Source organism: Sphingobium chungbukense, from assembly GCF_001005725.1.
GTDB classification, from domain to species: Bacteria; Pseudomonadota; Alphaproteobacteria; order Sphingomonadales; family Sphingomonadaceae; genus Sphingobium; species Sphingobium chungbukense.
The window spans coordinates 86,971-98,333 of sequence record NZ_LBIC01000003.1; the positions used below are offsets into that span (position 1 = coordinate 86,971).

12 protein-coding genes, 2 tRNA genes and 1 pseudogene are annotated in these 11,363 nt (G+C 64.4%); 8 read left to right on the top strand and 7 right to left on the bottom strand.

Annotated elements, in window-relative coordinates; genetic code table 11:
- Positions 1–92: 92 nt before the first annotated feature.
- The 3 genes from YP76_RS06345 (at position 93) to YP76_RS06355 (ending at position 768) form a co-directional block, all read left to right on the top strand.
- Positions 93–428, top strand: coding sequence for a TIGR02300 family protein (locus YP76_RS06345; protein ID WP_046762775.1), 336 nt, complete (start codon positions 93–95; stop codon positions 426–428).
- Between the two features lie 89 nt (positions 429–517).
- Positions 518–593, top strand: a tRNA-Ala gene (locus tag YP76_RS06350).
- Positions 594–692: 99 nt separating this feature from the next.
- Positions 693–768, top strand: a tRNA-Ala gene (locus tag YP76_RS06355).
- A gap of 141 nt (positions 769–909) precedes the next feature.
- On the opposite strand, the gene YP76_RS06360 is transcribed toward YP76_RS06355, so the two are convergent.
- Both YP76_RS06360 and YP76_RS06365 read right to left on the bottom strand, forming a co-directional pair.
- A complete protein-coding gene (locus tag YP76_RS06360; RefSeq protein WP_046762776.1) occupies positions 910–1,389 on the bottom strand; it encodes a GNAT family N-acetyltransferase in 480 nt (159 codons plus the stop codon).
- Positions 1,386–3,662 (bottom strand): ATP-dependent helicase, encoded by a 2,277-nt coding sequence (locus tag YP76_RS06365; protein ID WP_046762777.1) that lies wholly within the window; start codon positions 3,660–3,662, stop codon positions 1,386–1,388. The genes YP76_RS06360 and YP76_RS06365 overlap by 4 nt, the downstream gene beginning before the upstream one ends.
- A gap of 103 nt (positions 3,663–3,765) precedes the next feature.
- Between YP76_RS06365 and YP76_RS06370 the strand changes: the two genes are divergently transcribed.
- Both YP76_RS06370 and YP76_RS06375 read left to right on the top strand, forming a co-directional pair.
- The gene (locus YP76_RS06370; protein ID WP_046762778.1) at positions 3,766–4,161 is read left to right on the top strand and encodes a GFA family protein; all 396 of its coding nucleotides are present in this window, start codon (positions 3,766–3,768) and stop codon (positions 4,159–4,161) included.
- 133 nt (positions 4,162–4,294) lie between these two features.
- Entirely contained in the window at positions 4,295–4,735 is a 441-nt protein-coding gene (locus YP76_RS06375) for a Fe-S oxidoreductase (protein ID WP_084733088.1), read from the top strand.
- Here the strand turns inward: YP76_RS06375 and YP76_RS06380 are convergent.
- Positions 4,716–5,180: an RrF2 family transcriptional regulator gene (locus YP76_RS06380; protein ID WP_046762779.1), complete on the bottom strand. Its 465-nt coding sequence runs from the start codon at positions 5,178–5,180 to the stop codon at positions 4,716–4,718. The two genes, YP76_RS06375 and YP76_RS06380, sit on opposite strands and share 20 nt — an antisense overlap.
- 164 nt (positions 5,181–5,344) lie before the next feature.
- On the opposite strand from YP76_RS06380, the gene YP76_RS06385 reads away from it, so the two are divergent.
- Entirely contained in the window at positions 5,345–5,794 is a 450-nt protein-coding gene (locus YP76_RS06385) for a globin domain-containing protein (RefSeq protein WP_046762780.1), read from the top strand.
- Positions 5,795–5,884: 90 nt separating this feature from the next.
- Here YP76_RS06385 and rsmD read toward each other — a convergent pair.
- A pseudogene (rsmD, locus tag YP76_RS06390) lies at positions 5,885–6,430 on the bottom strand (16S rRNA (guanine(966)-N(2))-methyltransferase RsmD); the annotation flags it as partial.
- Between the two features lie 88 nt (positions 6,431–6,518).
- Positions 6,519–7,433 (bottom strand): pseudouridine synthase, encoded by a 915-nt coding sequence (locus YP76_RS06395; RefSeq protein WP_046762782.1) that lies wholly within the window; start codon positions 7,431–7,433, stop codon positions 6,519–6,521.
- A gap of 161 nt (positions 7,434–7,594) precedes the next feature.
- Here YP76_RS06395 and YP76_RS06400 point away from each other — a divergent pair, with 161 nt between their 5' ends.
- Entirely contained in the window at positions 7,595–8,053 is a 459-nt protein-coding gene (locus YP76_RS06400; protein ID WP_046762783.1) for a response regulator, read from the top strand.
- A gap of 170 nt (positions 8,054–8,223) precedes the next feature.
- Positions 8,224–9,540 (top strand): AmpG family muropeptide MFS transporter, encoded by a 1,317-nt coding sequence (locus YP76_RS06405; RefSeq protein WP_046762784.1) that lies wholly within the window; start codon positions 8,224–8,226, stop codon positions 9,538–9,540.
- Here YP76_RS06405 and YP76_RS06410 read toward each other — a convergent pair.
- Both YP76_RS06410 and YP76_RS06415 read right to left on the bottom strand, forming a co-directional pair.
- Positions 9,525–9,965 (bottom strand): DUF6628 family protein, encoded by a 441-nt coding sequence (locus YP76_RS06410; RefSeq protein ID WP_046762785.1) that lies wholly within the window; start codon positions 9,963–9,965, stop codon positions 9,525–9,527. The two genes, YP76_RS06405 and YP76_RS06410, sit on opposite strands and share 16 nt — an antisense overlap.
- 68 nt (positions 9,966–10,033) lie before the next feature.
- The gene (locus YP76_RS06415) at positions 10,034–11,356 is read right to left on the bottom strand and encodes a bifunctional folylpolyglutamate synthase/dihydrofolate synthase (RefSeq protein ID WP_046762786.1); all 1,323 of its coding nucleotides are present in this window, start codon (positions 11,354–11,356) and stop codon (positions 10,034–10,036) included.
- Between the last annotated feature and the right edge of the window lie 7 nt (positions 11,357–11,363).

Consider the following 11,363-nt stretch of genomic DNA (forward strand, 5'->3'; position numbering starts at 1 on the left):
CGCTATGGCAAGGCGCCGTCTCTTCGCGGGCGACCCAGTCGTGCCGCGTAATATCTGTTCTGAGCACTCGCAAGAGAAGGAAAAGGCCGGACATGGTCAAGGCTGAATGGGGCACGAAGCGTACCTGCCCGAAATGCGCCACGCGCTTCTACGATCTGGGCAAGGATGACCCTGTCACATGCATCAACTGCGGTACGGCCTGGGAGCCCGAGCCGGTGCTGAAGTCGAAGCAGCCGTTGCCCTATGAGGAAGCGCCCAAGAAGGTCATCGAAACCGCCGATGGCGAGATCGAAACGGCTGACGACGATCTGGACCTGGATCTGGACGTGGATGATGACGGCGATTCGCCGGATAATGACGTCGATCTGGGCGGTGACGACGACCTGGGCGTCGATGCCGGCGGCGACGATGGCGAGGACGACAATTAATTGAATTTTGTGCTTGCCAAGGAGGTCGCCGCCACCTAATGGCAGCGACCTCGCAAGGCGCCGCCCCAACGGCGCCGACACTGGAAAACGGGGCCTTAGCTCAGCTGGGAGAGCGCCTGCATGGCATGCAGGAGGTCAGCGGTTCGATCCCGCTAGGCTCCACCAGTTTTTCGGTTTTACCGGAAAACTCCCGTCATTCGGCCGGCGGTGTCACACCGGACATGGTCTGATCCATTGGGATGCGGCATCACGCCGCAACATGATGGGGCCTTAGCTCAGCTGGGAGAGCGCCTGCATGGCATGCAGGAGGTCAGCGGTTCGATCCCGCTAGGCTCCACCAATTGTCCAAAATCGAGAATGTGGGCACGGACTTTCGTGGAAGATGCCCTTGTAGCGAGTGGCGACTGGCATGTTGCCGCAATCTTCCTGTCGTCGGCCCGCCGAATCTTACCCTTCCGGTCCGACGAAGGCGGGGTGTGCCCTACAGCCTGCGTTCCATGAAGACGGATGCGTCGCCATAGGATGCCGACGCATCCGGCAGGCGCACGAAGCCCCGCGACGACCAGAAGCTGTCCGCGCCGTTGACCGACATCAGGCGAATCGCCGCAAAGCCTTCTGTCCTGGCCTGCTCCACCACCTTGGCCATGGCGCTCTTTCCCGCGCCCGTTCCACGGGCCGAAGGAAGAAGGGCGATGTCGTGAAGATAATAGACGTCGGCATCGGCGGGGATGCCGCCCAACCGCATGTTGAGCGTGGGAGGCTGCTCGCTGCGCCAGGGGTGGGCGATGAGATAGCCGAGGGGCTGGCCCTCGCTTCGCAGGATCAGGCAGCCGGACGGATAAAGCGCCAGCCGTTCCGCATATATGGCTTCATCTTCGGTATAAGCGCCGTGGACAGCATCCGAAATGACCTTTACCGTCGGAAGGTCGGCCTCGCGCATCGGCATCCAGCCGTCGCTCATGCAGGCTGGACGAAGCTGTCCATCACCCGTTTCCGTCCCGCCGTTTCGAAATCGATCTCCAGCTTGTTGCCTTCGATTTCCGCGATGGTGCCGTAGCCGAATTTCTGGTGGAAGACGCGCAGGCCTATGCTCATGTCGTCGCGGCCCTTGTTGCCGAGCGACACCGCCGATGCGCGGGCTTCCACGATCCGGACAGGTTCTTTTACGAACTGGCCGCTTTGCTGGGCGCGTTGCCAGCCCGGGCCGCGACCGCTGCCGCGCTGGACATTGGCGAAGGGGTCGGCACGTTCCGACCAGTTGGCGCGCCAGAGCGAGGCGCCGCCGGACATGCTGTTTTCCTCCTCGACATGTTCGGGCGGGAGTTCGCCCACGAAGCGGGAAGGGATGGAACTGGTCCATTGGCCATAGATGCGGCGGTTGGCGGCGTGGAGTATGATACAGCGCTTCCGCGCGCGGGTGAGCGCGACATAGGCGAGGCGGCGTTCTTCCTCCAGGCTGTTCAACCCGCCTTCGTCGAGCGCGCGCTGGGAGGGGAAAATGCCTTCTTCCCAGCCCGCCAGGAACACCGTGTCGAATTCCAGCCCCTTGGCGGCGTGAATGGTCATGATCGTGATCTTGCGTTCGTCCGCCTGCGCCTCATTGTCCATGACCAGCGACACATGTTCGAGGAATGCGCCCAGCGTCTCATATTCCTCCATGGCGCGGGTGAGTTCGTTCAAATTTTCCAGCCGCCCCGCGCTTTCGGTGGTGCGTTCGGCCTGGAGCATGGCGGTATAGCCGCTTTCGTCCAATATCTGCCGGGCGAGTTCCGCATGGGGAAGCTGCGCCGCGCGGTCGCGCCAGCGGGCGAGGTCGCCGATGAAGGCGCCCAGTGACCGCCGGGCCTGCGGCGTCATCTCATCGGTGTCGAGGATGCGCGCGGCGGCGAGCGCCAGCGGGATAGCTTCCGCGCGGGCGAGGCGGTGGAGTTTTTCGACCGCCTTGTCGCCCAGGCCGCGCTTGGGGACGTTGACGATCCGTTCGAAGGCGAGGTCGTCGGCGGGCTGGTTGACGAGGCGCAGATAGGCCAGCGCATCGCGGATTTCGGCGCGTTCGTAGAAGCGGAAGCCGCCGACGATGCGATAGGGCAGGCCGATCTGGATGAAGCGGTCCTCGAATTCGCGGGTCTGGTGCTGGGCGCGGACGAGGATGGCGACCTCGTCCAGCGACTGGCCGCTGCGTTCGATCGATTCGATCTCATCGCCCACCCGGCGGGCTTCCTCAGGGCCGTCCCAGACGCCGATGATGCGGACCTTCTCGCCCACGTCGATCTCGGTCCAGAGAGTCTTGCCGAGGCGGTTGCCATTTTCCGCGATCACGCCGGAGGCGGCGCCGAGTATGTGCGGATTCGAGCGGTAATTCTGTTCGAGGCGGACGATCTTCGCGCCGGGAAAATCCTTTTCGAAACGCAGGATATTGGCGACTTCGGCACCGCGCCATGAATAGATGGACTGGTCGTCATCGCCCACGCAGCAGATGTTCTTGCGCTGCTGGGCGAGCAGGCGGAGCCAGAGATACTGGCTGCTGTTCGTGTCCTGATATTCGTCCACCATGATATAGCGGAAGCGCTGTTGATAGCTTTCCAGAACGTCCCGGTGGCGCTTCAATATCGTCAGAATATGCAGTAGCAAGTCACCGAAATCACAGGCATTAACATCGCGCAGGCGGGCTTGGTAAGCGGCGTAGAGCTTCTGCCCGCGGCCATTGGCATAGCCTTCGCTTTCGCCCGCGCCGATTTCCTCCGGAGTCCAGCCGCGGTTCTTCCATTGATCGATCAGGCCTGCGAGCTGACGCGCAGGCCAGCGCTTTTCGTCGATCCCTTCAGCCTGGATGAGTTGCTTCAGCAGGCGAAGCTGGTCGTCGGTGTCGAGGATGGTGAAATTGGATTGCAGGCCGACCAGCTCGGCGTGGCGGCGCAGCATCTTGGCGGCGATCGCGTGGAAGGTGCCAAGCCAGGGCATGCCCTCCACGGCCGGGCCGATCATGCGGCCGACACGTTCGCGCATTTCCCGCGCCGCCTTGTTGGTGAAGGTGACGGCGAGGATTTCCGACGGATAGGCGCGGCGGGTGGCGATGAGATGGGCGAGACGGGCGGTGAGCGCGGCGGTCTTGCCCGTGCCCGCACCCGCGAGGACCAATACCGGGCCTTCGGTGGTCAGCACGGCCTCCCGCTGGGGTTCGTTGAGACCCTGGAGATAGGCGGGATCATCGGGCGAGGGAGCGGGCAGGGTCATGGTCATCAACTAAGGTCTGGGGACGGGAGGAGCAAGGGTGGTCGGCCTTGCATCAGGCGGTCGTTTATGAGAACAAAAAGGGAATCATGCAAGGAGAAAGGCCATGGTCACGGGGCGGTGCCGATGCGGGGCGATTCACTATGAAGCGCAGGGCGAGCCAGCCTATAGCGCGCTTTGCCATTGTTCCGACTGCAGGAAGAGTACGGGTGCGCATATGGTCGGTTGGGCATTGTTTCCGGAGAATATGGTGATGGTACGGGGCAAGCCGGTGACCTATCAGTCATCGAAAAATGTGATGCGGCAATTTTGCGGAACATGCGGAACGAGCTTGTTCTATCGCAATTCCGAGGTCTTTCCTGGCATGGTGGATATCCAGACCGCAACCCTGGACGACCAGGCCGCGCTGCCGCCAGCCATTCATGTCCAATATGCGGAAGCTGCGCCCTGGATGGCGGCGGCGCATGAACTGCCGAAATTCGATCGCTATCCAGAGGTTTGACGGAGCACGGGTCGTTCGGGTTCGTCTGACGGCGCGTGCGCCACGGTTCGTCTCCGTGGCCGGAACGCTGGCGTCACGAGTCCGGTTCTCCCCCTGGCCCAAGCGGCAGAACGGGGTGAAGAACAAGGAAAGGATGATCCCGATGAAATCGATCCTATTGGCGGGCGCGGCCTTGCTGTGTTTTGGCACCGGTGCTGGCGGAATAGCGATGGCGCAGGACATGCCGGCATCGCAACAGCCTCCCGCTACCGATACGCCGCCGCCGGAGCAGGGCGCGACCCCGGCAACGCCGGCCGCCCCGGCGACTCCCGCAACGCCGCCCTCCGGTGCCGATCCCAACGCTGGGCAGCCCACGGGTGCGGTGCCGCCGGATACGGGGATGCAGCCGGCGCCGGCCGGCGTTCCGCGCGATCCGTCGGCGCCGGTGGGAACGTCCGCCAACCCTGCGACGGTGGGCGGCAATATGACGCCGCCGCCAACCGAGCAGAAGGACTATCCACTGTGCAGCAAGACCGTGCAGGATAGCTGCATGAACCGGAATGAAGCGCCGAGGGCTATGCGCAAGCGCCGGTAACCGCGCCGGGTCCCGAACCTGGGCCGGGCAAGGCGGCGATGAGCGCCGCCAGCCCGGCTCTGTCGCGCGCCGCGTCAGCCAGGCTGTGGCGATCCAGTACGGCCAGGAACGCGGCGGTCGCTTCCCGCAATATGCCGGACAGGCCGCAGGCTGCGCGGATGGCGCAGGAGCCGCAATCGGCCATGTTCATGTCGGGTTCCGTGTGGCGGATGACCTCGCCCAATTTGATCGCGTCGCTGGGACGGGCGAGGACGAACCCGCCGCCGCGCCCACGCTGGGTGTCCAGGAAACCGCCTTGGCCGAGATGATGAACGACCTTCATCAGATGATTGCGCGAGAGGCCGTAGGCATCCGCGATTTCGGGGATGGTCGCCCGGCCGGTGGGAGCGACCGCGAGATGGATCAGGACGCGCAGGGCATAGTCGGTGTGGCGGGTCAATTGCATGAATGTAATCGTTAATTGCGCGGCGGTTGATTTTCAAACATTCATTCTATTTACATCTTTAAACATGCAAAGTAAATGCATCTTTATCGAGTCCCCCTTGTCCGGCGCGGCTTTTTGGCCGGCGGGTCTGGCGCGGCCCGAAACCATTGAGGAAAGGTGCATAAATGACCCAGTTGACCGCAGACACCATTGCCATCGTCAAGGCGACCGCCCCCGCTCTGCGCAAGCATGGGGTGGAGATCACGACGGCCATGTATGCGCGGCTGTTTCAGGATGCATCGATCAAGGACATGTTCGACCAGGCCGCGCAGGAAAGCGGCGAGCAGCCCAAGCGGCTGGCGGCGGCGATCCTGGGCTATGCCGAGAATATCGACAAGTTGCAGGCGCTGGACGGCGCGGTCGCGCGGATGGTGCAGCGCCATGTCGAAACCGGGGTGAAGGCGGAACATTATCCCAAGGTGGCCGAGGCATTGCTGCCCGCGATCCGCGACGTGCTGGGCGCGGAGGTGGCGACCGATGCCGTGCTGAACGCCTGGGGGCAGGCCTATTGGTTTCTTGCCAATATCCTGATCGGCAAGGAAGCGCAGGCCTATGAGGATGCTGAGGCGGCGTGATGGCAGTGGAGCCTGCTTCTGCAAGGACAGGAGCAGGGATCGGGCTTTGGAACTGGGCTCCTGCCTTCGCAGGAGCACGGGTTCCTCAAGTCAGGCCGTTTCTCTCAGGAGGGTCAGGCGGGCCTTGCCGACGTCGCGGGTGGCTTGCGTGGTGAAGCCTTTGACTTCCACATCCTCGCGGCGGCCGGTTTCGATGCTGATCCAGGTGGCCGGGCCGGTCCAGCCCAGGCGGCTGAGCTTGTCGAGCGCCACCATGCCCGCGCCGCTATTGTAGGGCGGGTCCATGAAGATGAGGTCCAGCGGCTTGGCTGCCGGGCCGAGGGAAAGGACGCTGCTCTGGCGGATGTCGGGGCGAAGGCCGAGCTTGTCGCCGTTCGCCCGGATCGCGTCGAGGGCGGTGCGGTCCTGTTCCACGAAGATGCAGCTTGCCGCGCCGCGCGAGAGGGCCTCGAAACCGAGCGCGCCGGAACCGGCGAAGAAATCGCCTACGCTGAGCCCTTCGAACGAGCCGATGCGGCTCAGCAGCATGGAGAAGAGCGTTTCGCGGGTGCGGTCCGCCGTGGGACGGGTGGTATCGCCCTTCGGGGCGGTGAGGGGGCGGCCGCGCCATTGGCCTGCGATGATTCTCATGGGTTGGCTCGTCTTGGAAAGAAGAAAAGCCCTTCGACAGGCTCAGGGCGAACGGAGGTGAGGGACGCTCAGCGCCAACAGGGGATAGGGCTTCCTAACTAGCCTTTCCCAAACTCTTGCGGAAGACGATGAGGTCGTGCTGGCGCACTTCCTCCACCGCACCCGACGCCAGTTCGCCCAGATGGAATGGGCCGTAGCTGGTGCGGATCAGGCGGTTCACCTGGAGCCCCAGATGTTCCAGCACGCGGCGGACCTCGCGATTCTTCCCCTCGGTCAGGGTCATTTCGATCCACTGGTTGCGGCCGGTGCGGCGTTCCAGATTGGCCTCGATCCGGCCATAGCGGATGCCGTCGATCTCGAGCCCGTCGAACAGGTCTTCAAGCTGGTTCTGGCTGACTTCACCGAAGGCGCGGGCGCGGTAGGTGCGCGGCACGCCGGTCGAGGGCAATTCCATCTGACGCTTGAATTCGCCATCGGTGGTGAGCAGCAGCAGCCCTTCGGTCGTCATGTCGAGCCGGCCGATCGGCATGACGCGCGGCAGGTCGGCGGGCAGCTTGTCATAGATGGTCGGGCGGCCGCGCGGGTCGCGCTCCGTGGTGAGAAAGCCCGTGGGTTTGTGGAAGAGGAAGAGGCGCGTCGGAGCAGGGGCCGCGACGGGGGTGCCGTCCACCGCCACGCCATGGAGCGAGGCGAGCAGTGTCGCCGGGGTCGTGACTGCCTCTCCGTTCAGCGTGATGCGGCCTTCCTCGATCATCCGCTCTATCTCGCGGCGGGATGCGACACCGGCGCGGGCGAGAAGTTTCGCGATGCGCTGCGGCTCGTTCTTGCCGCTGGCGGCTGCGGCGGCGCGGGCCGGATGCGGGTTTGCGGCTTTCGCGGAGGCCGGTTTCGCCTTCCTGAAAGGCGGACGGGCGGGGCGGGAACCGGGAGCGGTTTGAGTGCCGGTCGGGCGCCTGGGGCCGCCGGGGCCTGACCGTCGCGGCGGTCCAGATTTTTTCGGCGGTTCCACGGAAGCGTTCCTTTTCAAAACGGGATGGCATTCCCATATGCGGGGAGCCAGATAATTGACGAATAGTGCTGTCCCTGCGCCTGTGTGCCGGGACGATAAGAAACCCGTTTCGGGGGTTGCACGTTGGTCGGCTGAATGGCGCAAATGGGGCGGATCGGCAAATGTTTTTCGGACTGGTCAAAGGGGAAGTCGGGGCGAAGGGACGCCGGAAGGCCATTCGCAGCGTGCTGGTGGTCGAGGATGAGCCGCTGGTCGCTTTCGACAATGAGCATGTGCTGGAGATGGCGGGTTATCGCGTGGCCGCGACCGTCGACGAATATACCCATGCCGTCAGCGTCATCGAGGACGAAAATGTCGATCTGGTGATCGCGGATGTGACGCTGCACGGCGAGAGGACGGGCATCGATCTGGCCCGCTTCGCCAGCGGAAGAGGGGTTTCGGTACTCTTCGTGACCGGCGCCTGCCCCGTTGATGCGCAGGAGGTGGCCCTGGGCTGTCTGGCAAAGCCCTATGCGCCGCGCGACCTGCTGGCGGCGGTTGCCGTTGTGGATGCCCTGTTGCGCGGCAAGACGCTGCCGCGGTTTCCGGAAGGATTGCATCTGTTCGGGGATGTGGGGTGAGGGTGATATTGGCCGAGAGGGGCGATCCTCCTCATCCAACTCCGCCCAACTCGCTGCGCGAATGAGCCTGCCTATCCTTCTCCCTCAAGGGAGAAGGTTTTTTGGGGTGGTTGTTTGGGTGGGCTTTGGTCATATGATGCGGGAATGACCATCGGGGGCTTGCCGCATTTATGACTGAGATCGCAGAGGGTTCGGCGGGCTGGCTGGATGCGGTGAAGCCCTATGTTCAGAAGGCGCCCTTGGGGGCCTTTTTTCTCGGCATATCGTCAGGCTTTCCCTATGCGATGATCGGCGCGACGCTGACGACGCGGCTGGCGCAGGACGGGATCGACAAGAAGGCGGTGACGGCCTTCACCCTGGCCTTTCTCGTCTATAATCTGAAATTTCTGTGGGCCTGGGTGGTCGACGGCGTGCACCTGCCCATCATCGGCCGGTTGGGGCAGCGGGTTTCCTGGCTGATCGTCGCGGGGCTGTTCGTGATGGCGGCGGTGGCCAATCTGGCGCTGGTCGATCCGGCCACGGGCCTGTTGCAGACGGCCTATGCGGCGATCCTGGTCGGGGTGGCGGGCGCGACCTTCGACATCGTGATCGATGCCTATCGGATCGAGACCCTGAAGCCGGAGCAATTGGGTGTCGGATCGGGCATGTCGCAATATGGCTGGCGCATCGGGTCGGTGGCGGCGGGGGCGCTGGCGCTGGTGCTGGCGGCGCGGATCGGATGGCATGGCGCCTATCTGGCCTGTGCGGTCTTCGCTCTGCCCGCGATGCTGACCGGGCTGGTGCTGGGCGAGCCGGAGCGGCACCGGGAACCGACGGCGCGGCGCGGCATGGGGGAGGTGTGGCAGTCGATCGCCGGGCCGCTGGTGGAGTTTTTCCGGCGGCGCGGGGCGTGGCTGGTGCTGTTGTTCATCCTGCTGCACAAGATCGGCGATACGCTGGCGAACCTGACCTTCCGCCTGCTGTTCGACGATATGGGCTACACCAATGACGAGATCGCCATCTATGACGTGGGGATCGGTTTCTGGGCCTATCTGATCGGGATTTTCGTCGGCGGCGTGCTGTACGCGCGAATGGGGATGAAGCGGTCGGTGCTGGTCAGCCTGCTGCTGATGGGCGTGTCCAATTTCAGTTTCGCGCTGCTCGCCGCGTTGGGCAAGAGCAATTGGGGCATGGCGGGAGCCATCGGTTTCGAGAATTTCGCCAGCGGCATTGGTGGCGTGACCGTGGTGGCCTATTTCTCGGCCCTGTGCGACCTGCGCTTCACCGCCGCGCAATATGCGCTGATCTCGGCGGCGGCGAGCATCGTCGGGCGGTTCCTGACCGGGACGACGGCGGGTGCGATGATCGAGCGGTTCGGCTATGTCGATTTCTATCTGCTGACCACGGTGATTTCCCTGCCAGGTATCATCCTGTTCTGGCTGATGATGCGGGCGGGTCTGATCGACGCCAGCGTCGGCAGCGCGGCGAGCGATCAGCCCGCCGCGTAGAGGTCGAGCGGGCGGCCGAGGTCGCTATGGGCCTGCGCGACGGCTTGCAGGCAGGTGAGGGCGCCCAAAGCGTGATCGTTGCCGAGCAGGGATGCGACATCGTCATAGGCGGTGCGCGGGCTGCGCCGGGCCGTGCCGATGGCCTTCATCATCAACGCTTCATCGGTCGTCATGCGCGAACAGCAGCAGGGGGCGATCAATATCTTGCGGCTGGAGGTGCGGGCGAGTTCCAGCATCATCGCGCGCATCAGCACCAGCGGGCGGCGATAGCTGCGGCCGAAAGCGCCCAGCATCGCATTGGCGGCATGGGCATCGTCGACGCCCGCCATCGCCATGCGGCGCATGACATAGAGGAACAGCCGGTTGCCATAGCCGCCGGGGATCGGGCGGGGCTGATCGAGGAAAACGGGCTCTCCAATGGCCATGCGCGGATACCTTTGCCTTTGTCGTTGGAAGGCAAGGATACGCTATTGCGAGTCAATCGCAAGTTGTTTCAGTCGGGATATTGCCCGTTCAACCGCAAAATTTCGCCCGCTAGGTAAAGCGATCCCGCGATCAGCAGCTTGGGCGCGGGATGGGACTGCGCGGCGATGGCGGCCACGGCTTCGGTTGCATTGTCGTGTGCGTTGCAGGGGATGCCCCACAGGTCGGCGATGGCGGCGAAGCGTTCCGGCGGGTGATGGTCGTGGCCGGGTACGGGCAAGGCGTGGATATGGGCGATCCGGCCCGCGAAAGGGACGAGATAGGCGTCCATATCCTTGTTCGACAGCATGCCGATAATGAGCTGGAGCTTTTGGCCTTCCAGACGCTCGGGCGTGAAGAAGGCGGCGATGGCCTCGCCCGCCCCGGCATTATGGCCGCCGTCCAGCCAGGCTTCGGCGGATTGCGGCAGCGGGGTGAGCAGCGGGCCGTGGTCGAGCCGTTGCAGGCGGGCGGGCCAATGCGCCCAGAGCGGAGCGGCTTTCAGCGCCGCTTCGCTGACGGGGAGGACGCTCTGATGGCGGAGCATGGCGAAGGCCAGGCCGGCGTTCTGCACCTGATGCGCGCCGGAAAGGCGGGGCAGCGGGGTTTCGAGGCGGCCGAGATCGTCGCGATAATGGAGACGGTCCCGATAAGCCACCGCGTCCCAATTTTCGCCCATGGCCAGCCATTGGGTGCGGTTGCGCGCGGCGGCGTTCAGCATCACGGGGAAAAGCGAGTCGGCATAGCGCTGCGTCACCAGCGGGGCGCCGGGCTTGGCGATGCCGGTCTTTTCGGCGGCGATTTCCTTGAGGGTGTTGCCCAGGAAACTTTGGTGGTCGAGGCCGAGTTGGGCGATGCCGCAGATCGCCGGTTTTTCGATGACGTTGGTGGCGTCGAGGCGGCCGCCAAGGCCCACTTCGATGATGCAGGCGTCGGCGGGATGCTCGGAGAAGGCGAGGAAGGCCGCAGCGGTAGTGACCTCGAAGAAGCTGGCACCGATCCCCTCCGCCACATCGAGGACGCGGGAGAGATAATCGGCGAGGGCTTCGTCGGCGATCAGCTTGCCGTTGATGCGGATGCGTTCGTTGAAGCGCACGAGGTGGGGCGAGGTGAAGACGTGGACGCTCTTGCCGTCGGCTTCGAGCGCGGCGCGCAGGAAGGCGCAGGTCGATCCCTTGCCGTTGGTGCCCGCGACGTGGAAGACGGGGGGGAGCGCGCGGTGCGGGTTCCCCAGGCGGTCGAGGAGCGAGGTAATGCGCTCCAGGCCCAATATGTCGGCGCCCGGCGACAGGGTCGCGAGGCGATCGAGCTGGGTCTGGACACCCGGATCGTCGGAGACGGCGTGGTCGGCCATCGGCGCT

Bases quoted from the DNA above. Each gene is read 5' to 3' on its own strand.
- YP76_RS06345 (WP_046762775.1), top strand. From the start codon at position 93: ATGGTCAAGGCTGAATGGGGCACGAAGCGTACCTGCCCGAAATGCGCC.
- YP76_RS06360 (WP_046762776.1), bottom strand. From the start codon at position 1,389: ATGAGCGACGGCTGGATGCCGATGCGCGAGGCCGACCTTCCGACGGTA.
- YP76_RS06365 (WP_046762777.1), bottom strand. From the start codon at position 3,662: ATGACCCTGCCCGCTCCCTCGCCCGATGATCCCGCCTATCTCCAGGGT.
- YP76_RS06370 (WP_046762778.1), top strand. From the start codon at position 3,766: ATGGTCACGGGGCGGTGCCGATGCGGGGCGATTCACTATGAAGCGCAG.
- YP76_RS06375 (WP_084733088.1), top strand. From the start codon at position 4,295: ATGATCCCGATGAAATCGATCCTATTGGCGGGCGCGGCCTTGCTGTGT.
- YP76_RS06380 (WP_046762779.1), bottom strand. From the start codon at position 5,180: ATGCAATTGACCCGCCACACCGACTATGCCCTGCGCGTCCTGATCCAT.
- YP76_RS06385 (WP_046762780.1), top strand. From the start codon at position 5,345: ATGACCCAGTTGACCGCAGACACCATTGCCATCGTCAAGGCGACCGCC.
- YP76_RS06400 (WP_046762783.1), top strand. From the start codon at position 7,595: ATGTTTTTCGGACTGGTCAAAGGGGAAGTCGGGGCGAAGGGACGCCGG.
- YP76_RS06405 (WP_046762784.1), top strand. From the start codon at position 8,224: ATGACTGAGATCGCAGAGGGTTCGGCGGGCTGGCTGGATGCGGTGAAG.
- YP76_RS06410 (WP_046762785.1), bottom strand. From the start codon at position 9,965: ATGGCCATTGGAGAGCCCGTTTTCCTCGATCAGCCCCGCCCGATCCCC.
- YP76_RS06415 (WP_046762786.1), bottom strand. From the start codon at position 11,356: ATGGCCGACCACGCCGTCTCCGACGATCCGGGTGTCCAGACCCAGCTC.